The sequence below is a fragment of the Bacteroides sp. An279 genome, assembly GCF_002159615.1.
In the GTDB taxonomy this organism is placed as follows: Bacteria; Bacteroidota; Bacteroidia; order Bacteroidales; family Bacteroidaceae; genus Phocaeicola; species Phocaeicola intestinalis.
The window spans coordinates 38,380-60,022 of record NZ_NFJA01000008.1 but is presented as its reverse complement, the minus strand read 5'-3'; the positions used below and the strand labels follow the sequence as shown (position 1 = coordinate 60,022).

Below are 21,643 nucleotides of genomic sequence, written 5' to 3'. Positions count from 1 at the left end.
CGACAAAGCACAGGCTTATTCCTGCAAAACCTACAAAGAAACGAGCGTATGATTGTATGTCCCAGACCTACTAATAGCATGCCCATAGTGCTGACCATTGCAGCACTTGCCGTTCAAGTAATGCTTTCAAAGAAGCATAGACGTAAATAGTTCTCATAGACAGATTGCTGTCAAGTCTGTTTCGCCAAAGCTGATGAATCTACAAAAGAGAATGTGCCGATATATACACATTCTCTTTTGCTTGATATATAAGCCTTTAGTTATTCATTTTACTTTTATTATCTGTTATTCCCATCAGATACTGATGCTGCTCCTTTACCGCCCGATACATGGAATAATATGCGAATGCTTCCTCCTTATATTTCATGCTGCTGAATGAAGCCGCCACAGCCCATACAAAAATAGCAATGACAACAATTATCACATAACGAAGTTTGAAGTGATAACCACGCAAGAACAGGCCGTTGACGTTGGGCGGAATGATGGTCAGCGGACACCTCAATTCATTAACTCTTGCGAGTATTTCATTCTGCCGTTCGAGGATGCTCTCCGTATTGGCTTCAATCTTCAAGCGATTCGTGTTATAATCGCAAACATGAACATAGAGATAATCTATCAGGCTGAACTTCCGTTTAAGCAAATCTATCAGTTTGGGAATCCATACAGAGAAAGGGATTCTGTCCGGTTGCTCTTTTCTCACTGATTTTTTCAATATCGACAAGACATCGTTCCAACAGTTATAGAAACTTTTTTCAACGCTATTGCAAATAGTCTGTTCGTCAATGGCTGATTGGGCAGTCTGCGTATGATTTTGGGAAGCCTCATTCAGGTTATTGACGGTTTCTTTCAATTCATTTAGACTTTGACGCAAATTTGCGAGATTTGCAGCTATCACATCTTCTTTCATTATCTTCTACGTTTAAAGGGTTTATAAAAAGGTTCATTCTTTTTTGGGATATTCTTGTCTTTTTCATCACGCCATCCAAGGCTGTTGCTTGTCCCTCCTGCAGCACTGGAAGTGATTGTCTGATGAGGTTGAAACAACAGTTCCTCCGTTAAGCAACCCAATGTCGTGCAAAGGCTGTTAAAACTCAAGTCACGGTCAAGCGTGGAACCTGCCAAACTGATACCGTATTGACTGAAAGAAACACCATGCACTTTGTCTGACGCTTGACTTCGGTTAAAACGGATGTCTATATTCCGAACTTTCAATGCAGACAAAAAGTCTTTCCATGAATGGGATTCTGCCAATGCATCCAAAGTTGCGGAACGGAGATTGAGTTTCCGTAATTGGTGAGGCCGCAACCTGTTTTTATTTCTCGCCTTACTGTTCTTCGGTGCAAGGTAAAGGCCATATTCTTCCGTCAGCGCACGGCATACTTTCGTGCTGCGTATTCTTTCGTTACTGTCGGAAATGAGGTTGCCGTTGTTGTCTATCCGGTTAAATACCAAATGACAATGGGGATGCTTGGTGTCATGGTGACGAGCTATGATATATTGTGTGTTGCGAATCCCCATCCGCTCCATCCATTTCCGGGCAATTTCCACCATGAGCGCATCTCCTTTCTCATCGTTGGGAAAACGAGCCGCATCTTGCGGTGAGAAGGCTAAAGAAACGTGTTTGACGGGACTTTTCACTTTTGGGCGCATGGATGCCTGTATCTGGAAAGAGTCCGCAATAGTCTTATTACTGACAGTGCAAACACCCTCATGTGCCAACAGAGTAGCACTCTTCTTCTTGTTCTTTTGGTCATTGGCATAGTTCACGATGCCTCCGAAGTCCACTCTCGTTTTAATGTTCGCTATCATGATTATCGTTTTTTATCTGTGCAATAATTCTGCTGATTTCTGTGATGATGGTAATACAATGTTGCCTGACTACTTCCAACCCATGAATGTGCATCTGATGTGCAATCTGATTGACATTATTGGCTATGCCGGACAAGTCACGGATGGCAGAAGCCATTTCCGGACTGATGCGCTGGCTTACCCCACAACCCATTGCCGCCTGATGGCAAAATTCATTGACAGACAGCCCGGCCTGCTCAGCCTTTGACTGTATATAAATGTAGTCGTTCTCATTGAACATGACCCGAAAACATCTCGTGCGTTTCTGATAGTCCGCCAACTTCGGGCGGCCTCCTGACTTCCCATTTCCTGTATTCATATTGATTTGGTTTATTGAGCATTTTTGAGTGGCAGTTGTTCCGCTTGCCGCAACGGTTTTAGTGACACTAAAACACAAACTGGCCACTCAAAAAATCTTCCTGTATTTACCTTGTTCAATCCGGCATAGCTTGCCGCTCTTTATAAAGGCTTCTATCCACTTGGCAGCCGTGCTTCCGTTCTCTCCCAAAGCAAATACCGCAGCGTCATAATCCTTCTTCGTGAAAGTTTCGGGCAACATATTATAAAGGGTGCTCCTCCGTGCGGCAACGCCTGTTTCCTGCAGAATGGAAGCGGTCTGTTTGCTCTGATTTCCTGACAGATTCCGATAGATAAAGACGGCATGATAGAGCAGCGTGTCACAGATACTCATGGCTGCACGGTAATCAGACTCATGGCAAACCAACCGGATAATGCCGTCCTGAGAAGTCTGTACATCGTATCCGTTTCCCAGTTGGCGGACTGCCGTCAGTACCATCATGATGCGGTAGGCAATCAGTCCCATGCGCCTGACCACGCCCTGCATTCTGTTGTCCACCTCATCACAGCATTCCTCATTCACCCGGCTGAGATATTCAATGAATTGTTGTTGCAAATCTAAGGGAAGAGAGAAAGAATAACAGCCGCGGTTCAGAAACTCCTCCTGCAGGTGGAAGAACTTGTCGCCAAGCATTCTGAACATAGCGTTCTTGGATTGCGATATGTCACTTGTGGCGAACACATTCCTTATGCCGCGTTTGAAGCGGATGATGTAGAAACAGAAGCGGCTCATCAGTCCGTTCTCCGCATCGGGTATTAACCGCCTTACCTGTTCGGGCGTTCCAGCCAACGTTACAGACACCCTCGGATTGCTGACTTCGCAATACTCTCTGTCCTTGCGTCGGCTCAAACTGACCAGCTCATGGTGGAACGCCTTACGCAGCACATCGGAATAGTTGCCGTAATCCGACTTCAATGTCTGGCTTAACGTGTCACCTTCAGATTCGAACAACAGCCCGACACCGTCATTATCGCCCAATATCTTCAACAAGGAACTTGCGCTGCTATTGGCCGGGATGATAAGCATACGCATAGGCGGTTCAGTCGGCATAGTTGCACCGTCCGACTTCTTGCTTTTGATATAGGTGTTCATTGCTTCTTTGTATTCCTGCTCCATCCGTTGCGAAAGCTCATGCAGATTACGGTTAATGGGAGCCACTAACTCACGGCATAAAGTCAACGCTCCTTTACCCATTCCGGCATCAGCCACAACAAACAAGTAAAGGTTAGGGTAAACAATACGCTCATCATACACACCACAGACATTATGGAAGCAAACCGACAGACATACTATCGCTCCTATCAGAATGGTATCGCGGTCGTCCTCCGAAATGGAGTTACCGACAACTTCACATAAAAAAGGGGGCAGTTGCTCGAACACACATTCGGGAAATGCAGGAAGTTCATCTGCCGATTTTATCCATTTGCCCGTTTTGCCATTTTGGTTATTTGGTAAAATGGATAAATCCTGTTCCCCTATCGAACTTAGCGGAATACCTGCCTGTCCAGCCAAATGAAAAAACGAACGGATTGTTATGCCTTGCCCTTTGGCTTGCAGGCAACGGGTATATTGCTTGTCTGTTTCTTCCCTTTGATAGTCTGGATGGAAGCGGCTGATACGATGGTAATATTCTCTTCCGTTTTCACCAAATCCGTCAATCAAGGCAAAGCCCAATTCCACCCAATCCTTGTATTCAGGTGCGATGTCAACGGCACGTTGTTCTATTTCGCAAATGATACGTTCTATTTCTTCCTCTTTATTATTAGAGGTGAAATTTGGAGCCGAGAGTAATTTAGGAGATGTTGGAACACTATTCTCAAAAGGGACATTCTCCCAATCTTGGGCGGAAAATATTTTCTTTGACATAATCGTTGTATTTAGGGTTAATATATGCTTGTGGGTCGTAAGGCAGGAAACAGGCGCGCGCCACATCGCTCCCCGACATATCCACCTTTGGCAACCCGGTAGCACGGATGCAGTTGGCAACAGCCTTGAAAAAGCGTGAATGTTCCCATCCCTTCAAATCTACAGGTATAATCCACTTCAATCCATTTCCAGAAGGGCTGGTGAACAGCAGTTCCGTATTAAAATATTCGTGATTGAGAATCTGCTGCTTCACTTCCTCCATATTCTCTATATGGTCAAAATCCAGGCACATCAGTCCTGAGTGCATTATCAGTTCCTTTTCATTCCGCTTGCGGAAAAGACCGGAGAAAGTGCAATAGTCAAAGTGAGAAGCCTTATATTTTTTGACATCCGCAGGAGTAGTCATTGAGCGCAGAGTTTCCGTTTGTGGCTGGGCATAATGGCCAACCACATATCGGTACACATCCACAACGCCTATTGCCCTTAACGGCTCAATGTTCTGAATGGGCTTGCGAAAGAATGAAAAACAATAATCCGTATATTCCATATTATCTGATAATCTTTTTGGATTTGACAAATTGTTCGGCTTCCAGCATGAGATCGTCCTGTGTCTTGTGGACTTTACTCTTTAACCAATCATCTATTTCCGATTGTAAAAAAGCCAATGCTTTATTTATCTTATGTACAGGTATCTGTTTGGCCGATACCCATCCATAAACCGTTTGCTTGGCTGGATGTGACGGCAGATAGGCACAAAGCTCATCTATATCCATCCATTTAGGTGAATCACTTGCCTGCTTATGCTGCAATGCTTTTACGGTGGACTGCAATTCTTCAACAGTCTTAATCAGGTAGGACAATGCATTTGGCATTTCCTCCAATGAACTTACGGTATAACTCATATTCTCACGTTTTTAAGTTTATGCCGCAAAACTATATGGATGCTTACGGGTGCTAAATAGGTGCCGGACAATCACCACTCTGCCCCTTTGTTACCACATGCAGATTTAAGTTTCATTAAGACACCTGCTCTTATGAAAGGTAACTGATGGAATAAAAACATGAGCGGAATTAGAAAAACAATAGGACTTCGGGGATATAACAAAGAAAACCCCTCAAAAAGCATGGTGCTTCATGAGGGGCAAATGGGTGGTAAATAGAGAATTCCTTTACATAAGTAACTGATGCTCAATGGTGGAAATTAGCACCGCGACCTTATACGGGCAGGTTATCTATATGTAATGTATTGGCAGCTTTCTCCTTTGCTGCATCCACAATATGAGTATAAATTTGAGTTGTTTTGACATTGGTATGTCCCATTAAAGACTTTATCGTATAAATATCTACGCCGTTTTCAAGGAGCAACGAGGCGAAACTATGACGTCCGCAATGAAAAGTTACGTGCTTCTTTATGCCTGATGCCTCTATCCATTCTTTCAATGGATGGGATATCCAAGAAATATCTGTCAGACCCTCGAACACCAGGCGTTCATCATCATCTGGGCGTTCACCACACAGTTGCAACGCCTGTGCAGTAACGGGCTTACAATCGAGCTTCTTTGTCTTTTGCTGTACAACCACGGCCTGCCACGTTCCTTTGCTTGTCTGCTGAATCTGTTTCCACTTCAACGGCTTTATGTCACTGTGGCGTAAGCCGGTCAGGATTGAGAACAGGAACGCACGTTTCAGCACATCATCCTTGCAGGGCGTATCTACCAGCATCTGTACCTCATTCATAGTAAGAGCAACACGAGGCTTTTCAATCGAACTGATACCTTTCACCTTTGCACTGATGTCAACGGTTAGGTATTCATCAATGAATGCTTGTTTCAGTCCGGCCTTGACGATAGAGAAATAAGTGGATGCCGTATTCTGTGAGATTGTGCCTTTCTTGTTACCTCCCATTGGGGCACGGAGCAGGAACATCTTGATGTCCTCAAGTAATTTTACGGAGATGGATTTGAACGGAATGGGATTCCCTTGCGAATAGATTTTCAGCAACTCGCCCACACGCATCCAATTGACGATAATCGAATTTGAACTGTTGGGATGGCGTTTGCTGATGATACCGTTGAAGTATTTGATGAAGTCCTGTTCACTACGTTCATTCTGCGCTGCAAGTTCATTTTCCTTATCTGTATAGAGAATGGCACTATCGTACTCATGCTGACGCAACTTCCGGACATTATCGGCATAGATACAAGCTTCCTGGTCGATTGTGGAACGGCATTGAATAATTCCGTTCAAATCCCTCTTCGGCTTGTAGTTGAAACTGCCATCCGGCAGAATTCGTGCGATGGATGACTTATCCCAAATAGGCGTGGATATAGTCCGGTTGATTGACTCTACCACTCGGCTTGCTCTGTTTGAGCCGTGTTTGTACACAGGATATGATTCGATAATCAGATACCACTCTTCCTTGTATCTCGACCTTCTGAGCTTAACGGTCACTTTAGTGTTAGGCAATGCTTTCTTCATAATGACTTGTATAATTTATCTATTTCTGTTTTTGGCACATAAACATAGTTACCGATTTGACGTGTTGGGATAGAATTACGGCGAATATGCGTAAGTACAGTACCCTCATTGATGTGAAACTTTTGGGCTATTTGTCCGATTGTATAACAGTCCTTGGGGTCAAAAGACAATGCTTCCTTTTTCTTATTCCTTTGCCTAGGTTTCTTCTTGAAGTGCTCATCCATATACTGACGACTTAAACGTGTTTGGCGTTGGCCGAAATTGTGTGACGGAAGAAGTCCTTGCCTGATCATACGATAAAGAGCATCTTTACTGATGCCATAAATCAATACGGCTTCCTTGACGGTCAGATAACCTTTACTCGACGGTATTTGTCTGATTAAAGCCTGACGAATTGCCTCTTTTTCCTTTGCGATTTGCCTTTTCTTGTACGCTTTTTTAGAACAGGCTGAACAACAATACTTTGACATCAACGTAGGAGGAGTGAAGATTTTACCGCACTCTTCACATACTCTTTGGATTTTGTAATTACCTCTTGGCATATCTTTCTCTTTATAAATAGTTTATGTATATTTAAGTTGTTCCTTTTCGCCAAATAAGACGTGATGCAAATATGTCGCAAATAAGAGATAAAAAAGGGCGTAAAAAAGGCATAGAAACCAAGAACCCCATAAACGCAAAAAGCGTGCAACTCGTTGAGCTGCACGCTTTTGCTTATTGTTTATTATTTGTTTACTTATCGGAATCATTTGACTTCCTCAAATATAACACACACTGATTATCAATAATATACAAATTTATGGTACAAATATGGACTATTTATACACCCAAAATAAAGGACAATGATATTGGAATCATAATAAGTATTCGCTCTAAATTATTTATATTTATTTAACCATTAATATCTTGTTTGCTCTTGTTTATATTCGTGTTTTTCGTTTCTGCTTTTGTTTCACTCTTGCTTTCATAAATACCATACTGAGAGATTGTTGCGTTTTTGCCCTCTATTTTTGACTTTCGTTTTTTATGAAAATACGTTATACCTTTGCAAAAACAACCATAGACAAAAATAGTTATGAAGCAAAAACAACATACATTTCAATCCTTGGCAAAAGAGGTAGGAATGGTACTTTTGGCATCAGCAATATCATTTTTCTTGAGTGCTGTTGTTAGTGTGCCGTCAAGCATTTTACCTTTTGTCATAGTCGCTTGTTATGTTGTTCTAAAACTCATTTATCATTTATGCCTTTTCATGTCAGAATATATAATAACCTTACCCTCTTTATTCCGCCACATTATACAATCTGACCGACAAGCCAAAGAAGAATGCAGCTATGCTGCTACATATGCGATTGGCAACAACATCCCAATGAAACGAATGGAGCTATTCCATTATGAATATCAGCATGAAGAACGGGAATATCTTAAACAAAAGGAAAGGCAAGAGGATGAAAAACTGCAAGCTATATTACAATACACAAGAAACACATTCCGGCAATTTGACTTTAACGAAGAAGAAATCTTCCAAATATGCGAATGCGTCCGATATTTTGTTACCAACAGACAAGTTCTAACTGTAAACATCCACATCAAACGACGTACAGATGTTACTCAAATTTCATTAAAGAATTTTGCTTGGAACATTGCTTTCCAATACAACATCAGTCGGGACATAACGGCACAGTTCGTCATGCAAACATTTCATGAATGGTTTGTCAATTCCACTCTTGATACAATCAGGAAGAATTTGCGTACAACGACTGGAAAGCATAAAATAAAAATTGATGAAAGGATCATTCCTTCAACTGTTTCCAATCCGATAAAACAGCAAACTGAAAAATAAAGAGTTTTATCTGCTTTCTTGCTGTTCTAATAATTGGGAAATCACTTATTGATATACATCTCTATTTTAACCGTTCTAATTATTAGGCATAATTGTTCATTACAACAAAAGAAAAAGTTTTTGCTGGCCAAAAGAAAAAGCCAGTCTGTCCTTTTATTCTCTTCGAGTCATATTCCAAACTGCACAAAAACGGGTACACCTGTAACTTCACATTTATACTTTTCTTTGGTTTAGGATATATATACTAATGGAGCAAAGTAAAGTGTCGGTAAGCCATTCCTCACTCTTCAAATAATCTATTTGACTATTTTCTTTTTTGGCCAGCACCTTTATATCTTATTACCGCTTATATCCATGGACATTTTCACTATTGCGCTACTCCTTTCGGGCAACTTGACATAATTGTGCCGCAAAGGTAACTTCCATACTGTGCTTTCTTGCAAGGTCAGCGCCTTACGGTTCATTGCCGAAATCTCCACCCTGTAAGGTAGTATTTCGTCCTGAAACCTTGCCGAAGCTGTATGGAACCTTTTGTGGCGGCAAAATTATAGTCAAGCCCGAAAGTAGCAGAGCTACATAAGGGAAATGAATAAACCTAAAAACTGAAGATTATGGCAAACTATGCGACCAATCTGTTCTATGCGGAGACAAAGAACATGAATGACCTTAAAAAGGTAGAAGATTACTTGGAAGAGAATTTCTGTGACTGTTATGTAAACCGGTTGGAGAACGGTATCGAATGTGAGTTTTCCTCAAAATGGGTTTACCCTGAAGAAATGATGGACAACATGATTTCTCTTTTGGAGGGCAAGAATGATATTTACATCAGGGTACTGACCCATGAACTTTGCAATGAGTATGTGAGCTTCAGGGTGTTCAGAAACGGAGAATGGGAAATCAGGTATTAAAACCATAAAACGGACAGGGCTATGTACGGATATGAGAACGAGACCATCATCGGCTGCAGTTGTACGTTGCTGGAGCCGTATAAGGGATATACGGACGGAGAAGTGGTATGGGACTACGGCAAGGAAATTGTCGTGAGACTGATAAACGGCAAGGAAGTGGTAAGAAGCCGTGATGATGTATTGATTTTTGACTAACCTTTATAAATATACTGCTTATGTTATATGATTATAAGAAAGAGGACGCAAGACCCATGCGTCTGGTGTTGGAGAACGGATTGGCCGTTGAGGGCGAGTTTATCGACTTGAGAATTTCCGTGGAAACGTTGCCGCAAGGCAAGACTTGGTATCATCTTCGCTATGCGGATGATGACGATACAGAACCGGCAACCATCAAGAACGGTTGCGTGGCGGTAAACTTTTTCGGCACATTGATTTGCGAACCGGTGAACGGTATCCGGGATAACGAGGAAATTGTCATTACGGAATGGAGCTTTCCTGATTGACATCGCCTGACCCTTTACCTGAATGGATTGTGTGGGCTGCTTCCACACAGTTCATTCTGTCCCTGTAACCTTTTATATTACCATTTGTGGCCTGCCCTTTTTTATAGGGTTTCGCTTTCCCGTTTATACAGGCATACTTCCTTTTATAGTCATTGTTCCGTTCACCTGAAGATGTCCGTTCCGCTTTAAGGAATGCCGGATATTACCTTTCCGTCTTTTCCCATTTCATTTCCTCATCGGCGGGAGAGAACCGGCGACCATGCGATTGCGCTTCCGCCTTTCTCTTTTGGCGGACAGAACACTCCGGCTTTTCCTCGTCAAAAGCATTCCACCTTTCCGGTCGAACCGTAGGCTTTCTTGCGCCTCCATACAGACAAGACGGCTGATGGCTTTCATACCTGCATCATTTCCTTTATGATCGGTTGCAGGAAACGTTGTCGCTGCATGGAACATGCGGACCGTCCTTGCACGGGCAAAACCGTGTGAAGTGGTTTCCCTGTACTTTTTTCCGAATTGTCCTTTTGAGAAGCCACTCATTTTTTCGATGCAAAGTTAGCGTCCCGCTTCGACGGCTATGAATGGCCGTCTTGTGTGGGCGTTGCACTCCCGCCAATAAAACAGTCCGGAATCTTCCTTTATTTTCCTGCGTAAAATAAAGAGTATTCAGTTCGGTTTTCATGGCCTGACCACATTGGTACGGGACTGCAGTTGTTCGCATGTAAAAATTAAGTTTCACTTCTAAAAACAATTCATCATGAAAAAGTTTCAGAACAACTTCACAGTATCAGGTTTTGTAGGTAAGGACGCAGAAATCCGCCAGTTCACCAATGCAAGCGTAGCCCGTTTCCCCTTGGCAATCGGCCGTCAGGAAACCAACGGCGATGAACCCAAGCGCGTGTCGGCTTTCGTCAATATGGAAGTATGGCGTAAGAACGAGCATACGGAATCGTTCGACCAGTTGGCCAAAGGCGCAATGCTCACCTTCGAGGGGTATTTCAAGCCCGAGGAATGGACCGACAAGGACGGCGTAAAGCACAACCGCGTCATCATGGTTGCCACCAAGTTCTATCCCGTTCCCGAAGAGGAAGAAGCTCCTGCCGGGCAGAAAAAGGCAGAGAAGAAAGGCAAGAAATAATCCAGCCTTCCCATAAAGCGGCCTTCGGGCCGTTTTTTATTGTTCATCTTATTCTTTTCATCCATGCTTGTTGCCGCATTTTCCTTTTTATATTTCCGCCTTTTATAGTCAAAGTACGATTTGCCCAAGCGTCGCTACAGCATGTGGCAGGACAAGGCCTGCTACGTCCTGTACCGGCCCTTTCCGCAAAAGTACGGACGGAACACGCCCGACAGCAAGACGGGCAAGTTCCCTTGTGTCCGTACCGGCCTTTTCTTTGTCGGCCCATTATAAAAACGTCTTTGCCGTCGTCCTTGTCATAAAGCTTCGCCCCACACCGTTGTGGAACGCCAAGGGCTGTCCGACAGGCAAAGCGTCGCCGCACATGGCAGCGGGCTGCTATGATGCGGAAACGCCTTACCGCCGGAATGCGGACGCGGACATACTTGCCCCATTGGTGCAAGTGCGTCCGCCGGGTAGTCCGCACGGCTGCCATTTGCCGTTCCACGCCCACCCTCAATGTCCTTTTATACCTTTCCGCCCCTTTTTACAGTATTCATCCTTCTGCCGGTCAGCGTTGCCCTGAGGATATTTCTTGCAAATTTAGTGTCGTCCTGTCTGCAAATGGCAAGCGCAGCCACGGCGTTTCTGCGGGAAATCTTCCTCCCGCCCCTTGTTCGGGAGCGTATTTCCCTTGACTGTCTTGCCGTATTGCCGCCGCCACTTCCTGAATGCAAAAAATATCCCTGGGCAAGCTGAAAGGCTTGCGAACAAAGGGAAATAAAAAAACAGAGTTATGGCACAGACAATCAGTGAGGACATCAGAAAGCAGTTGGCAAAGCCACAGGTTTGGTTCTGCAAGTATTTCCCTGTACGCATCCGCAATGTCGGGGAAGATGCCATCGAGGCGCGTAATCTGGTGTGGGCGTTCAAGGACGCAGAGGAAGAGGCTACGGAACGTGTGGCACAGATGACGGCAGGGTATCTTGTCTGCAAGTATGGAGAAAAGGTAAAGGACATGACCTTTGTCTGTGTTCCAGCGAGCAGTGAGGAGAAGAATGTGAGCCGTTACAAGTATTTCTGTCAACGGGTGAGCGAGCTTTCAGGCATCGTCAACGGCTTTTCGCTTGTGCATGTTTCCGGGGAACGTCCGGCCGTGCATGAACACCGTCACGACAAGCTGTCCGCCATTACAGACTTGGTAGAGTTCGATGCCGGACAAATCAAGGGAAAGACCGTCTGCATCTTTGACGATGTGATTTCCACAGGTCAGAGCTATGGAACGTTTGCCGACCGGCTGGAGCGGTTAGGTGCGAATGTAGCTGGCGGCATATTCTTGGGAAGGACACATTACAGATATAAAAAAGAGAACTGATTATGGAAAAGACAAAGGACATCAAGGCGCAATCCGTATGCTTCAGCGGACACCGCCTTGTTCCGCAAGACAAGCGGAAAGCTTTGAAGCAGGAATTGATGGCAGAGATAGTTAAGGCTTATGCAAGGGGCGTGCGCAATTTCTATTGTGGCATGGCACTCGGTTTTGACACGCTGGCGGCTACAGCCGCCCTTTCGCTGCAATGCGAGCTGCCTGACATGAAGGTGATAGCCGTAGTGCCGTTCCATGGACAGTCTGACCGTTGGACGGAGAATGACCGTGAGTTGTATAGGGACATCCTCGCCAATGTGGACGAAACGGTCGTGTTGAGCAGGTTCTATTATGACGGCTGTCTTTTAAGGCGGAATGACTACATGCTGGAGCGTTCATGCGGCGTGATTGCCTATTTTGACGGGCAACCCAAAGGCGGCACGTACTATACGTGCAAGAAGGCAAGGTCGCATGGACTGGACGTAATTAACTTGTATGACAGTGTATGAACAACAAAAGAAGAAATTATGAAGGACATTGCAGGCATCATTGTTGCCGCCATCGTATTCCGCGTTTTGTGGATTATCCTCAAGGCTATCATCGGCGGTGACAGGTGGAACGATTTTAGAAGAGACCGTTGAACGGACGATTATAAAATGCAAAAACGGATGGATATGGAAAAAGCATTATCTCAAATGAGCAAAGAGGAAAAGTTACAGGAGTTGGCGGACTACCTGCCGTGCCGCCATGAGCGGCAATACGTGTCGCGTTATATTCAGGCACTTCGGCAAGACGATTCGGAGCAGGTTTCGTGGTTTGAAAGTTTCGGTCAAAGCATCCGCCACGTCATGCTGAATGTCTCCACCTATGAACGTGGAAAGCTGTTCGGTTATGCGGACAAGCGCTTTGATGAATACGGATGGATAAGGGGAATGTTGCCCATTGTGGAGAATATAGAGCTTGACACCGCCAATGTAATACACATCGGCCAATCCGTGAACGGCCAGTATGCCGTTACTGTCAGCTGGGGCACAAGCAATGCGGGTGGAGGAAGCTATCCGTCTGTCTGGGATGAACCTATAGCGGATTATAAGGAAGCCGTGTCATGCGGCATCCGTATGCTGGAACAGCAGTACGCCAAAATGTCTTCCAAAGAGACAAGCCGGCTGATGGCCGGTCTTCGGGAGTTGAAACAAAAACATACCGGGCCGCAGCAACTGACATTGCTCTGAAGTATTGCCATATCATTGTGCTGTTGAACTAATCTCTGAAAACGGGGGCTCTGATAAATAAGCGAGTTCCCCGTTCTCCTTTACTCTATTCAACTCTTGTAGGACAATAAGATACTAATTTCCAATTTTTCCATAATAGTCCAAGTGGACATAAATCCTTTTCACTTGCTCTTGCCCATGGAGTCTTAAGACATTTATCAGGTGTTGGATTTAAGTTTTCTTCGGGATGTATATTGAAACTTCGTAAACACCACGGATATAGTGAACATTGAAAATTTCCATCATGGAGAATTTTATACATTTGATGTACAGATTTCATAATCTCAACACTCCATCCAACTTTTCCTTCAGGCTTGATGGTAAAGTAATCTTTCTGTTTGTTTTTCATCATTGGAGTTCCTAATGTATTTACAATTTCACTAAATAGTTTGCTGGAAGAAACAGGAGAATCTGCAATGATATCTAATAAATACGATGGTGTTTCTTTTCTCATTCTCAATGCGGTATCAATAACTAAATCTACCCATTCGTGATATGCCTTGTGTAACTCTGGATGCTCAGGGACCATAAAATAAGACTTTAATTTTTTTCTTATCTCATTAGCCATATTCTCAAAAAAACAAAAAACACTAATTCCATTATTAACCTTGGCTTTGTTTAGTTGAGAGTAAATATCTTGGGGCTTTATAGGATTGTATTTTTTCTCTTTGAATTGATAGAGCATTTTTACAAAAACAAAACCAGGATTCGAAAACATTAAGGAACAATCAGCCAAGGCTAATACATTTAATACATTTCGTCCAAAATCTGGGTATATTGCACTTGTAACCTTTTCTGCAGAAGAATATGGAAAGTCATAAGATTTTTCATATTCTACACAACAATACCGTTCCATTATATAGGCTATGCTCTCCTTTATTGCTGATGCCCCGAATGAGATATAATCATCCTCATTGGCTTGGAGGCAGATAGTCGTAATTTGAGGTAAATTTTGTTCTTCACCAAATTCTAATCCACATTCATCGAAAGATATTTTAATGTCTTCCAATGATTCAATATTGCTATCCCAATCTCCAAGTGTTAAATTCTGTACCTGCTCATTGAGTCTAATATTATCTTTGTTATCTTTATATATATATGGAACTTCAAACACTTGTTGTCCCTTTTCATATATATCATTGACAACACTTTGAATGTACTCTCCATAAACATAGCATGTAGTTAATCCATACGTGGTTGTTATATCTTGTAGGAAATGAATATATTCATGAAAAAAAAGAGAAAAATCTCTTTCGGATAGCTTATTTAAATCAATATCTCCATCAATTCTTAGATACATCTCAAAAAATGCAGGTATATATTCACCCCTATTTGTCTTTTGTCTATAATCCATATTACTTGAAATTGTTATTTATAATTATTGACATAAATGTTACATCAAAACGGAAAATCCTCCGTTGCCAATGGCAAGGACAGGCAATAATCCCTTACACTTTCTACATTCATGATTTCATGTCTTCCTCCTGTTTCTTTTGGCCAGCCAACAGCCTTCCTCATGCGAGTTGATGATGCCTACGGCTTGTAGATAGGCATAGATGACGGTGCTGCCCACAAATTTCATTCCCCTTTTCCGCAGGTCTTTTGATATGGCGTCGGACAACGGCGAGGTGGCAAGTCCTGTCTCATATACAATGTTACCATTGGTAAAGCCCCAGATGTAGCGGTCAAACGAACCGTATTCCGTTTGTATTTCCCGGAATATTCTTGCGTTGGTTACTGTAGCCTTAATCTTCAGCCGGTTACGGACAATGCCTTTGTCCTGCATCAACGACTGAAGCTTGTTTCCGTCATAGAGTTCTATTTTCCGGCAGTCGAAGCCGTCGAATGCCTTGCGGAACGCCTCCCGCTTGTTCAGGATGCACTCCCATGAAAGCCCGGCCTGGAAAGATTCAAGCAGGAGCATTTCAAAGAGTTTTCCGTCATCGTGAACCGGCACACCCCATTCATTATCGTGGTAGGCCACGTATGTCGGGTTAGCCATGTTGCACCAATGGCATCACCGTTTCCCCTGTTCACTTATGTCCATGTCTTTCATTACGCTATTCCTAAAAGTTCGATTTCAAACACGAGCGTGGAATTTGCCGGAATGCCGGGTTGGGCAAATTTACCGTAGCCCATCTCCGATGAAATGTAAACCTCCCACTTGTCACCCACGCACATCTGCTGCATGGCAACAATCCATCCCTCGATGAGGTCGCAAAGACGGAAGGCCGGCGGAACGCCGCCACAGCTGCTGTCAAACTGCCGTCCGTCAATCGTCCGTCCGGTATAGTGTGCGGTTACGATATTGTGCGGTGTAGGATGCCTGCCGTCGTTTTTCCCTTCTGCAAGAACTTTGTAGCAGATGCCCTTGGCAAGCTTTTTAACTCCTTCTTCCTGCGATTTTTGTATAAGCCAGTCTTTGTTGGCCTGCGCGTATTCTTTTTTGTTCATTACCTGTCTATATTTTCAGTTTCCAAAAAACGGTTGAATGTCTTGCCGTCCTTCGTCACTTTACCGAAGAACATTTTTTCAGGACGCACCCAATAGTCCTTTTCGCCATAGAGAGCCTGATAGACCACCATGCGCTCTTGAGTCTCGCTGTCAAAGGCAGTGTGGATAAAACGATACATTCCACCTTTGAAATGCAGGAAATATCGGTAGCCGTCTGTTGGTTTGTAGTATGTCATCAGCATTTTCTCAACTAATGGCACATACCATGTCATCACCTCCTGTTCCGTCGGGGTGTGTCCGCCCGGAAAGTGAAATGCCACGTTGTAATGCTCCATGAACAACGGTTCGTAGTGTGCCAGCGTGTCTTGCTCCCCGAACAGCCCCCAGACCTTGTCCTTGTAATAAGGACTGCAGCAATCGAACTGGCGGCATTCCAGTTCCGCAAATTCCTCTATCAGTCCGCTGTCAATGACAAACTCCATTTTACCGTCCTTTCTCGGCGATTTGTACCGGTGGTTTCCGATGCGTTCCTTGAGGAACTTCGTCATTTCAAAGTGCGGGTTGCCCAGTAAAGCCGGAATGCCTGCAACCGGCGCGAGCATCTGTGCAAGGAACGAGCCACAACTGTTTCCGACCAGCAAATCGGGATTTTCCTTGTCGCAGAGACGATGGACAAAATCGAGTGCTTCCAAAGGGTGCATGGGAAGGTCAGGTGTCATGACTTCTATCTTTCCGCCAAATGCCTGTTTCAGCGTCAGCGCAGGAACGCAACTGCCGGAAGCGAAGAAACCGTGAAGGAATAAAATCTTTTTCATTTCTTTTATTTCATAGCTGTTTTTCGCACAAGGAGGCCATACGACGGATAAATGCTTCCTCCGTAGGATGGTTGTCCTCAATAAAGATAATCATTTCGTCCAATGCTTCCTTGAATTGCCCAAGTAAATGGATGGCAGTCTGCATAAGTCCGTAGCTGTAGCCTTGTCCTTCCATGAGTGCGTACAATGCCTGTTCCTTTGCTGTCATGAGGCTTACATGTATTGGTTGATAACAGACATCAGGCCAGTCTTTGTCATGGCACCGCTCTGCCTCCAAAGAATCTGTCCTTTGCGGAAAAGCATCAGGGTCGGCACGGCCTGTATGCCATACTGTGCGGCGGTCTGTCCGTATTTGTCCACATCCACCTTGATGATGCGCACCTTGTCGCCGAGAGAGGCTTTCGCCTGTTCCAGTACGGGGTGCATCATTTTGCAAGGCTGGCACCAAGTGGCGAAGAAGTCCACCAGCACCAGTTTGTCTTCTGAAATCACATCGTTGAAAGTTTCCATTTGTTCATTCTGTTTTTAATTCTATGATTTTATAGGTATGTCCGGTTGCCGGAACAATCTTTCCCAGCAAATCGTCCATCCGTAATTTAAGCGTGGCCGTATTTACACACGGATGACATCCGAACCACTCGAAAGCCTGCAGCTCACGGTCTATCAACAGCAGCACGTTGCCCTTCCTGTCGTTAATCAGTCCCATAGGTGATACAGCTCCCGGATGCAGGCCGAGCATTTCGGTCATGTGACTTTCATCGGCAAAGGAAAGCCGGGCACAACCCAGCTCGGATGAAAGGAACTTTGTCTTGAAAATCTTTTTCCCCGGAAGCATGAGCAGGTAGAACTGTGTCTGCTGCCGGTTGCAGAGAAAAAGGTTCTTGCATGCAGGTACGCCAAGTTCTTTTTCCACTTCGGCACAATCATCCATAGTAAAAGCCGCCTTGTGTCGGACTGTTTCATATTCTATTCCAAGAGTGTCGAGGAAAAGGTATGTGCCCCTTTCCATTATTGTTTCCTCTTCCGCATAAGGCGGATGTCCGATATAATGTTCCATGTCCTCATTCAGTTTTGTATCTCTCCGTTGATGCGCTTCCTTACGATGGAATATGCCTTTTGGAACAAAGCTGACTGATCCATCGTATTCATCATTTCCTTAAACCGACTGACCGGAACGGTAAATGTCAGCTCATTTCCGGGAACCAACGGACGTGCCGACGGGTCGAGCAGGCCGATGAAACACCTGCGGCCTCCCGTCCGGTTCTCCTTGACCGCGAAGGTCACGATGCTGCAACAGCCCGAAGCGAAACGCGCGCATACCGCATCATCGTCGTTATTGTCATAAAACGTCCACGAACACAAGCCTGACAGCACGTCGGGCGTGGCGAAGAAAAGTATGCCCTCCATGTCATTAAGGCTTTCCAGCCTGTCCATGCGGATGAAGTTCAAGTAGGGCTTATCCGACAGGCGGATGTCCAGCCTCCCGATGTATTCCTTCGCCAGTTCCTTAGTCTGCTTGTAGTGTTCCGCTTCCGAGACGAACGCCGGCACACGTTCCGGCATGGGCGCAAAGGCGGTATATAACCGTCCGCCACCACACAGCACATTGTCCGCCGAGAGTGTCAACGGTTCGCCGTCACATACCTTGCGTATCGCGCCAATCATGCAACGTGGTATCTTCTTCACTTCCGTTACGGCCTTGTCACTGTAGCCGAAGGCGACGGGGAGAGGCACGCTTTCGCCGAAAGCCTCCCTGTATTTGGCGATAAATTCCTGTATGGTCATATCCAAAAATCCTTTATATTTGCTGTGTGTCATCCTTGCGCTTCTTCAACGGTCCCTGATGCGGTCCCCTGTTCAGCGTTACCCCGTGCTTGTTGAGTATGCGAAACACCGAACTGCGGCTCTTGAAACCGCTTACCTCCCAAATCTCGTCGATGGAATGCCCCTCGTCATACATGTGTACGATACATTCCTCCCTGTCGGCTCTCATCCTTCCGGCGTCGGTCTTCACCTGTTTCTGACTCATCCTGAGCCGCGCCACATGGGCGGAAGCCTTGCGCAGTGCGGCCGTTTCCTCCGGCAACGAGCCGAACATCTCCAACACGTCTTCTGTTCTCGTTTCAGGAAACAGTATGCCACGGGAGTCAATCCGGTCGTGAATGGAAATGACGCGCACCACCTTCACCCTACAGAGTTCCAGCAGTACGGCCAGTTCGCGCACCCCGCGCACGGCATTGCTGAATTTAGCCACCAACAACTCGTCGCCCCGACCGAGGCTTGCCATGAGCTGCTTCCATGCCGGGCGTTGCTTTTCCTGTCCGGACAGTTCCTCCACTACCTGTACGCAGCCGTATTCTTCCATCCAATGCCTGTCCGCATCGAAACCGTCATATTGCTCCGCATGGAAGATGTAACCTACTTTTGCCATATCCGATAAGCGTATTTGAATGATAACAACTGCAAAAGTACATGTTTTCTTCAAGAAACAATCATACTTGAATATTTCTTTAAGATTATTAAACTCGTAATTTCTCTTTCATTTCACTTGTTTGCATAACAAATCATACTTTCGAGTATGATTTATAATTATCGGTAAAGTTTGAACAAATATGCTTTCAATGACCTTTATATCACCTAAATTTGCGGCCAAAATCAAATCTTTCACCGCAATGAAACATAAAATTGAACTTAAAAGACTGGTCGGAACATATTTCTCCTGTATCATCCATTCATCCACAAAGACTGGAAACGGAAAATCATACTCGAAGATTACAAGCCTTATGTCCGCCGCTTGTGCCGTTGCGGCGTTCTCATTCCTATCGGTATCATGCTCACAGGAAAACACCGTGCCGCATTTTGAGACATCCGGTGAAGCCGTCACTGCCTATCGAGAATATCTGTCCGATGTGCAGAAAACAAAGAGCATGGAATGGGATGACCTTGCGGCTTCCTTAGCTTCGTGGCAGGAACTCCGCGATTCAGTATCGGCAGCCTTACAACGCGACACCGTCCGGCAGGCTCACGGTTATCCTGAAGAGACATTCCGCGCCGTCCATAACTCCATTGCCGCTGAATACCAAAGGCTGGCCTTGACAACCCCAAGAACGTACAGGGAGGTGCTTTACCTGAAAGAACAAGGAATGCCGACGGCAAGGCGTGAGGAACTGCAACGGCAATCGGAAAAGCTGCAACCTTTCTTTGCATCGCTTGATACCATACCTTTATATAAAGATACCCCCGAAAAGGCATTGGAGCGTTACGACCACTTCCTGTCGGCCACGCTGGAAAACGGCATCGCGGACAAAAGGCAGTTCCTTGACTACCTCAGGAACGAGGATGTGCTGTTCCGTTCCTATCTGACCCGTCTTCCCGAACTGGCAGGCACGTCCATGTCAGGAATCACGGAAAAGACGGAAAAATGCTGCCTGCTGGCCATACAGTCGGCAGGAAAGCCCGACTTTCCAGTAGAGGAAGCCGTGCAATACCTGACCCTGCGGACCAACCGCCGTCTGTTGCAGAACGCTACAGCCTGCATGAAAGATATTGGGCACGGCAGGCTGAAATCACCGGAACAGGCGCAGGCATACCTGTGGATGATGATGCAGCCCCTTATGGGAATGGACGGCGGACGCATTGCGTTACTCACGCCGGAACAGAGGGAAGCCCTCTATAAGCTGGCGGACAATATGCCGGCAGCCATCGGCCGTCTTTGTGACGTTCTCGGTTATGACAAGGAGCGTCTGGAAGGAATGCCAATGCTGCTGTTGAAAATCCATCTTTCCACACTCTGACACAGACGCTATCCAATAAATGTTCCATTATATGCTGCAAAAATTTCTTGATGATTTCATGGCTTTCGTACCGCTTCGTTTTCCCAACCTGTTGGACGCGGGGACAATGGAAAGCCCGTTGGTGTATGACGACTACATCCTGCTGACCTTTCCCGTTTCCGGCAAGTGTACGCTGGAAGAAGTGATGAACATGTTGGAAGACGACATGGAAATGGTCCTGCTTTACCACCACGTCCCCTCCTATGCCACGGTATTTGGCCACAGTACCTGTGCCTACTCCAATCCCTCGTTCGGCCACATGTTCAAAATCAACGCGCGCACCGACGGCGACGGACTGGTGAGGAACGTCCAGGTGACGCTGTTCGATTCGCTCGAACAGATGTGCGGTGAGGTATGCAACGACCTGGCCCTCCATGACAGGAGCGGACATTACAAGTACCGTAAGGACAAGGCAGACGTGTTGCTAGACTTCCTTTAATGCCCGTACAAAAAACTTTTTTATGCGTACAATTATGGTCTGGAAAATGATTCAACTATTATTCCCCGCATTTATGGTTCTTCTGCCGTTGTTCTTGTACAGAAAGAGTGGCAGGAGGATGTCTCGTTTCTACCTGGTGATGGTCAGTGTGGAGAATGCCCGCAAGTTCTATGCGCAACTGTTGGTGGTGTTCCTGCTGCTGTTCCATTTTGTGCATGTAAGCGGCAACCAGGGAGAATACGGCGTTCTGCTTTCCACCGTATTGTCCGTCCTACTGTGCCCGTTCAGGCGTGCCGACAGGTGGTTGCACCGCATTCACGAGAACCGGAGAGATTTCACGTTTGTGGCACTCGCGGCACTGGCTGCAGCGTTCATTCCCCATCTGTACACGATGGCGGTTACCGCAGGGCTTATTCTTTTGGCGGCCCTGTTTTATCCTTCCCATACGGTTTTGAGCGGATGGAAGGATGAAAAAACACGGGAACATTGGAGGAAACACCCGGAAGTGTTGCCCGGCTATTATTATTGACCCCGATGCTCATTGCTT

The 21,643-nt window shown here is 45.3% G+C and carries 29 protein-coding genes; 11 read left to right on the top strand and 18 right to left on the bottom strand.

What is annotated here, in order from left to right; genetic code table 11:
* Nucleotides 1-256: 256 nt before the first annotated feature.
* From B5F78_RS02900 to B5F78_RS02865, 8 genes are all read right to left on the bottom strand, one after another.
* Nucleotides 257-907: a hypothetical protein gene (locus B5F78_RS02900; RefSeq protein ID WP_087405945.1), complete on the bottom strand. Its 651-nt coding sequence runs from the start codon at nt 905-907 to the stop codon at nt 257-259.
* Complete coding sequence (locus B5F78_RS02895; RefSeq protein ID WP_087405944.1) at nt 907-1,809, bottom strand: relaxase/mobilization nuclease domain-containing protein; 903 nt, start codon at nt 1,807-1,809, stop codon at nt 907-909. Before B5F78_RS02895 ends, B5F78_RS02900 begins: the two co-directional genes overlap by 1 nt.
* A complete protein-coding gene (locus B5F78_RS02890) occupies nt 1,793-2,167 on the bottom strand; it encodes a MobC family plasmid mobilization relaxosome protein (protein WP_087405943.1) in 375 nt (124 codons plus the stop codon). The genes B5F78_RS02895 and B5F78_RS02890 overlap by 17 nt, the downstream gene beginning before the upstream one ends.
* Nucleotides 2,168-2,254: 87 nt before the next feature.
* Nucleotides 2,255-4,072 (bottom strand): DUF3987 domain-containing protein, encoded by a 1,818-nt coding sequence (locus B5F78_RS02885; protein WP_087405942.1) that lies wholly within the window; start codon nt 4,070-4,072, stop codon nt 2,255-2,257.
* Nucleotides 4,023-4,619: a BT4734/BF3469 family protein gene (locus B5F78_RS02880; protein WP_087405941.1), complete on the bottom strand. Its 597-nt coding sequence runs from the start codon at nt 4,617-4,619 to the stop codon at nt 4,023-4,025. Before B5F78_RS02880 ends, B5F78_RS02885 begins: the two co-directional genes overlap by 50 nt.
* Before the next feature lies 1 nt (nt 4,620).
* Nucleotides 4,621-4,974, bottom strand: a complete 354-nt coding sequence (gene mads1, locus B5F78_RS02875) for a methylation-associated defense system helix-turn-helix domain-containing protein MAD1 (protein WP_087405940.1) — start codon at nt 4,972-4,974, stop codon at nt 4,621-4,623.
* Between the two features lie 313 nt (nt 4,975-5,287).
* Nucleotides 5,288-6,550: a site-specific integrase gene (locus B5F78_RS02870; protein ID WP_087405939.1), complete on the bottom strand. Its 1,263-nt coding sequence runs from the start codon at nt 6,548-6,550 to the stop codon at nt 5,288-5,290.
* Nucleotides 6,547-7,092 carry a helix-turn-helix domain-containing protein gene (locus B5F78_RS02865; RefSeq protein WP_087405938.1) on the bottom strand — a complete coding sequence of 182 codons (546 nt, stop codon included), beginning with the start codon at nt 7,090-7,092 and terminating at the stop codon, nt 6,547-6,549. Before B5F78_RS02865 ends, B5F78_RS02870 begins: the two co-directional genes overlap by 4 nt.
* 533 nt (nt 7,093-7,625) lie before the next feature.
* Here B5F78_RS02865 and B5F78_RS02860 point away from each other — a divergent pair.
* From B5F78_RS02860 to B5F78_RS02845, 4 genes are all read left to right on the top strand, one after another.
* Nucleotides 7,626-8,393 carry a hypothetical protein gene (locus B5F78_RS02860; protein ID WP_087405937.1) on the top strand — a complete coding sequence of 256 codons (768 nt, stop codon included), beginning with the start codon at nt 7,626-7,628 and terminating at the stop codon, nt 8,391-8,393.
* Between the two features lie 611 nt (nt 8,394-9,004).
* On the top strand, nt 9,005-9,301 hold the full coding sequence (locus B5F78_RS02855; protein ID WP_087405936.1) for a hypothetical protein: 297 nt from the start codon (nt 9,005-9,007) through the stop codon (nt 9,299-9,301).
* 21 nt (nt 9,302-9,322) lie between these two features.
* Nucleotides 9,323-9,496, top strand: coding sequence for a ribonuclease P (locus B5F78_RS02850; protein ID WP_087405935.1), 174 nt, complete (start codon nt 9,323-9,325; stop codon nt 9,494-9,496).
* 20 nt (nt 9,497-9,516) lie between these two features.
* Nucleotides 9,517-9,804, top strand: coding sequence for an LPD28 domain-containing protein (locus tag B5F78_RS02845; protein ID WP_087405934.1), 288 nt, complete (start codon nt 9,517-9,519; stop codon nt 9,802-9,804).
* 225 nt (nt 9,805-10,029) lie between these two features.
* Here the strand turns inward: B5F78_RS02845 and B5F78_RS02840 are convergent, their stop codons facing one another.
* Entirely contained in the window at nt 10,030-10,341 is a 312-nt protein-coding gene (locus B5F78_RS02840; protein ID WP_087405933.1) for a hypothetical protein, read from the bottom strand.
* Nucleotides 10,342-10,558: 217 nt separating this feature from the next.
* Between B5F78_RS02840 and B5F78_RS02835 the strand changes: the two genes are divergently transcribed.
* The 4 genes from B5F78_RS02835 to B5F78_RS02820 all read left to right on the top strand — a co-directional run bounded on the left by B5F78_RS02835 (nt 10,559) and on the right by B5F78_RS02820 (nt 13,516).
* Nucleotides 10,559-10,939: a single-stranded DNA-binding protein gene (locus B5F78_RS02835; RefSeq protein WP_087405932.1), complete on the top strand. Its 381-nt coding sequence runs from the start codon at nt 10,559-10,561 to the stop codon at nt 10,937-10,939.
* Nucleotides 10,940-11,714: 775 nt separating this feature from the next.
* Nucleotides 11,715-12,293 carry a ribonucleotide-diphosphate reductase subunit alpha gene (locus B5F78_RS02830; protein ID WP_087405931.1) on the top strand — a complete coding sequence of 193 codons (579 nt, stop codon included), beginning with the start codon at nt 11,715-11,717 and terminating at the stop codon, nt 12,291-12,293.
* A gap of 2 nt (nt 12,294-12,295) precedes the next feature.
* Nucleotides 12,296-12,793, top strand: coding sequence for an SLOG family protein (locus tag B5F78_RS02825; RefSeq protein ID WP_087405930.1), 498 nt, complete (start codon nt 12,296-12,298; stop codon nt 12,791-12,793).
* A 165-nt stretch (nt 12,794-12,958) separates the two neighbouring features.
* Nucleotides 12,959-13,516: a hypothetical protein gene (locus tag B5F78_RS02820; protein ID WP_162608467.1), complete on the top strand. Its 558-nt coding sequence runs from the start codon at nt 12,959-12,961 to the stop codon at nt 13,514-13,516.
* Nucleotides 13,517-13,601: 85 nt separating this feature from the next.
* Here the strand turns inward: B5F78_RS02820 and B5F78_RS02815 are convergent, their stop codons facing one another.
* From B5F78_RS02815 to B5F78_RS02775, 9 genes are all read right to left on the bottom strand, one after another.
* Nucleotides 13,602-14,909 (bottom strand): hypothetical protein, encoded by a 1,308-nt coding sequence (locus B5F78_RS02815; protein ID WP_087405929.1) that lies wholly within the window; start codon nt 14,907-14,909, stop codon nt 13,602-13,604.
* A 117-nt stretch (nt 14,910-15,026) separates the two neighbouring features.
* Nucleotides 15,027-15,557: a DNA-3-methyladenine glycosylase I gene (locus tag B5F78_RS02810; protein ID WP_087405928.1), complete on the bottom strand. Its 531-nt coding sequence runs from the start codon at nt 15,555-15,557 to the stop codon at nt 15,027-15,029.
* Between the two features lie 53 nt (nt 15,558-15,610).
* On the bottom strand, nt 15,611-16,009 hold the full coding sequence (locus B5F78_RS02805) for an FKBP-type peptidyl-prolyl cis-trans isomerase (RefSeq protein ID WP_087405927.1): 399 nt from the start codon (nt 16,007-16,009) through the stop codon (nt 15,611-15,613).
* Nucleotides 16,009-16,824, bottom strand: a complete 816-nt coding sequence (locus B5F78_RS02800; RefSeq protein ID WP_087405926.1) for a YqiA/YcfP family alpha/beta fold hydrolase — start codon at nt 16,822-16,824, stop codon at nt 16,009-16,011. The genes B5F78_RS02805 and B5F78_RS02800 overlap by 1 nt, the downstream gene beginning before the upstream one ends.
* 10 nt (nt 16,825-16,834) lie before the next feature.
* The gene (locus B5F78_RS02795; protein ID WP_087405925.1) at nt 16,835-17,032 is read right to left on the bottom strand and encodes a hypothetical protein; all 198 of its coding nucleotides are present in this window, start codon (nt 17,030-17,032) and stop codon (nt 16,835-16,837) included.
* A gap of 5 nt (nt 17,033-17,037) precedes the next feature.
* Entirely contained in the window at nt 17,038-17,334 is a 297-nt protein-coding gene (gene trxA, locus B5F78_RS02790) for a thioredoxin (protein WP_087405924.1), read from the bottom strand.
* 4 nt (nt 17,335-17,338) lie between these two features.
* Complete coding sequence (locus B5F78_RS02785; RefSeq protein ID WP_087405923.1) at nt 17,339-17,881, bottom strand: prolyl-tRNA synthetase associated domain-containing protein; 543 nt, start codon at nt 17,879-17,881, stop codon at nt 17,339-17,341.
* 8 nt (nt 17,882-17,889) lie between these two features.
* Entirely contained in the window at nt 17,890-18,609 is a 720-nt protein-coding gene (locus B5F78_RS02780) for a DUF169 domain-containing protein (protein ID WP_087405958.1), read from the bottom strand.
* A 13-nt stretch (nt 18,610-18,622) separates the two neighbouring features.
* Nucleotides 18,623-19,255, bottom strand: a complete 633-nt coding sequence (locus tag B5F78_RS02775; RefSeq protein ID WP_087405957.1) for a recombinase family protein — start codon at nt 19,253-19,255, stop codon at nt 18,623-18,625.
* Between the two features lie 241 nt (nt 19,256-19,496).
* On the opposite strand from B5F78_RS02775, the gene B5F78_RS02765 reads away from it, so the two are divergent.
* The 3 genes from B5F78_RS02765 (at nt 19,497) to B5F78_RS02755 (ending at nt 21,625) form a co-directional block, all read left to right on the top strand.
* Nucleotides 19,497-20,618, top strand: coding sequence for a hypothetical protein (locus B5F78_RS02765; RefSeq protein ID WP_140400007.1), 1,122 nt, complete (start codon nt 19,497-19,499; stop codon nt 20,616-20,618).
* A 31-nt stretch (nt 20,619-20,649) separates the two neighbouring features.
* Entirely contained in the window at nt 20,650-21,096 is a 447-nt protein-coding gene (locus B5F78_RS02760) for a hypothetical protein (protein ID WP_087405956.1), read from the top strand.
* Between the two features lie 118 nt (nt 21,097-21,214).
* Nucleotides 21,215-21,625, top strand: a complete 411-nt coding sequence (locus B5F78_RS02755; RefSeq protein WP_087405920.1) for a hypothetical protein — start codon at nt 21,215-21,217, stop codon at nt 21,623-21,625.
* Nucleotides 21,626-21,643 lie beyond the last annotated feature (18 nt).

Excerpts from the sequence above, each read along its gene's own strand:
- B5F78_RS02900 (WP_087405945.1), bottom strand. The coding sequence starts at position 907 with ATGAAAGAAGATGTGATAGCTGCAAATCTCGCAAATTTGCGTCAAAGT.
- B5F78_RS02895 (WP_087405944.1), bottom strand. The coding sequence starts at position 1,809 with ATGATAGCGAACATTAAAACGAGAGTGGACTTCGGAGGCATCGTGAAC.
- B5F78_RS02890 (WP_087405943.1), bottom strand. The coding sequence starts at position 2,167 with ATGAATACAGGAAATGGGAAGTCAGGAGGCCGCCCGAAGTTGGCGGAC.
- B5F78_RS02885 (WP_087405942.1), bottom strand. The coding sequence starts at position 4,072 with ATGTCAAAGAAAATATTTTCCGCCCAAGATTGGGAGAATGTCCCTTTT.
- B5F78_RS02880 (WP_087405941.1), bottom strand. The coding sequence starts at position 4,619 with ATGGAATATACGGATTATTGTTTTTCATTCTTTCGCAAGCCCATTCAG.
- mads1 (WP_087405940.1), bottom strand. The coding sequence starts at position 4,974 with ATGAGTTATACCGTAAGTTCATTGGAGGAAATGCCAAATGCATTGTCC.
- B5F78_RS02870 (WP_087405939.1), bottom strand. The coding sequence starts at position 6,550 with ATGAAGAAAGCATTGCCTAACACTAAAGTGACCGTTAAGCTCAGAAGG.
- B5F78_RS02865 (WP_087405938.1), bottom strand. The coding sequence starts at position 7,092 with ATGCCAAGAGGTAATTACAAAATCCAAAGAGTATGTGAAGAGTGCGGT.
- B5F78_RS02860 (WP_087405937.1), top strand. The coding sequence starts at position 7,626 with ATGAAGCAAAAACAACATACATTTCAATCCTTGGCAAAAGAGGTAGGA.
- B5F78_RS02855 (WP_087405936.1), top strand. The coding sequence starts at position 9,005 with ATGGCAAACTATGCGACCAATCTGTTCTATGCGGAGACAAAGAACATG.
- B5F78_RS02850 (WP_087405935.1), top strand. The coding sequence starts at position 9,323 with ATGTACGGATATGAGAACGAGACCATCATCGGCTGCAGTTGTACGTTG.
- B5F78_RS02845 (WP_087405934.1), top strand. The coding sequence starts at position 9,517 with ATGTTATATGATTATAAGAAAGAGGACGCAAGACCCATGCGTCTGGTG.
- B5F78_RS02840 (WP_087405933.1), bottom strand. The coding sequence starts at position 10,341 with ATGAGTGGCTTCTCAAAAGGACAATTCGGAAAAAAGTACAGGGAAACC.
- B5F78_RS02835 (WP_087405932.1), top strand. The coding sequence starts at position 10,559 with ATGAAAAAGTTTCAGAACAACTTCACAGTATCAGGTTTTGTAGGTAAG.
- B5F78_RS02830 (WP_087405931.1), top strand. The coding sequence starts at position 11,715 with ATGGCACAGACAATCAGTGAGGACATCAGAAAGCAGTTGGCAAAGCCA.
- B5F78_RS02825 (WP_087405930.1), top strand. The coding sequence starts at position 12,296 with ATGGAAAAGACAAAGGACATCAAGGCGCAATCCGTATGCTTCAGCGGA.
- B5F78_RS02820 (WP_162608467.1), top strand. The coding sequence starts at position 12,959 with ATGGAAAAAGCATTATCTCAAATGAGCAAAGAGGAAAAGTTACAGGAG.
- B5F78_RS02815 (WP_087405929.1), bottom strand. The coding sequence starts at position 14,909 with ATGGATTATAGACAAAAGACAAATAGGGGTGAATATATACCTGCATTT.
- B5F78_RS02810 (WP_087405928.1), bottom strand. The coding sequence starts at position 15,557 with ATGGCTAACCCGACATACGTGGCCTACCACGATAATGAATGGGGTGTG.
- B5F78_RS02805 (WP_087405927.1), bottom strand. The coding sequence starts at position 16,009 with ATGAACAAAAAAGAATACGCGCAGGCCAACAAAGACTGGCTTATACAA.
- B5F78_RS02800 (WP_087405926.1), bottom strand. The coding sequence starts at position 16,824 with ATGAAAAAGATTTTATTCCTTCACGGTTTCTTCGCTTCCGGCAGTTGC.
- B5F78_RS02795 (WP_087405925.1), bottom strand. The coding sequence starts at position 17,032 with ATGACAGCAAAGGAACAGGCATTGTACGCACTCATGGAAGGACAAGGC.
- trxA (WP_087405924.1), bottom strand. The coding sequence starts at position 17,334 with ATGGAAACTTTCAACGATGTGATTTCAGAAGACAAACTGGTGCTGGTG.
- B5F78_RS02785 (WP_087405923.1), bottom strand. The coding sequence starts at position 17,881 with ATGGAACATTATATCGGACATCCGCCTTATGCGGAAGAGGAAACAATA.
- B5F78_RS02780 (WP_087405958.1), bottom strand. The coding sequence starts at position 18,609 with ATGACCATACAGGAATTTATCGCCAAATACAGGGAGGCTTTCGGCGAA.
- B5F78_RS02775 (WP_087405957.1), bottom strand. The coding sequence starts at position 19,255 with ATGGCAAAAGTAGGTTACATCTTCCATGCGGAGCAATATGACGGTTTC.
- B5F78_RS02765 (WP_140400007.1), top strand. The coding sequence starts at position 19,497 with ATGAAACATAAAATTGAACTTAAAAGACTGGTCGGAACATATTTCTCC.
- B5F78_RS02760 (WP_087405956.1), top strand. The coding sequence starts at position 20,650 with ATGCTGCAAAAATTTCTTGATGATTTCATGGCTTTCGTACCGCTTCGT.
- B5F78_RS02755 (WP_087405920.1), top strand. The coding sequence starts at position 21,215 with ATGTCTCGTTTCTACCTGGTGATGGTCAGTGTGGAGAATGCCCGCAAG.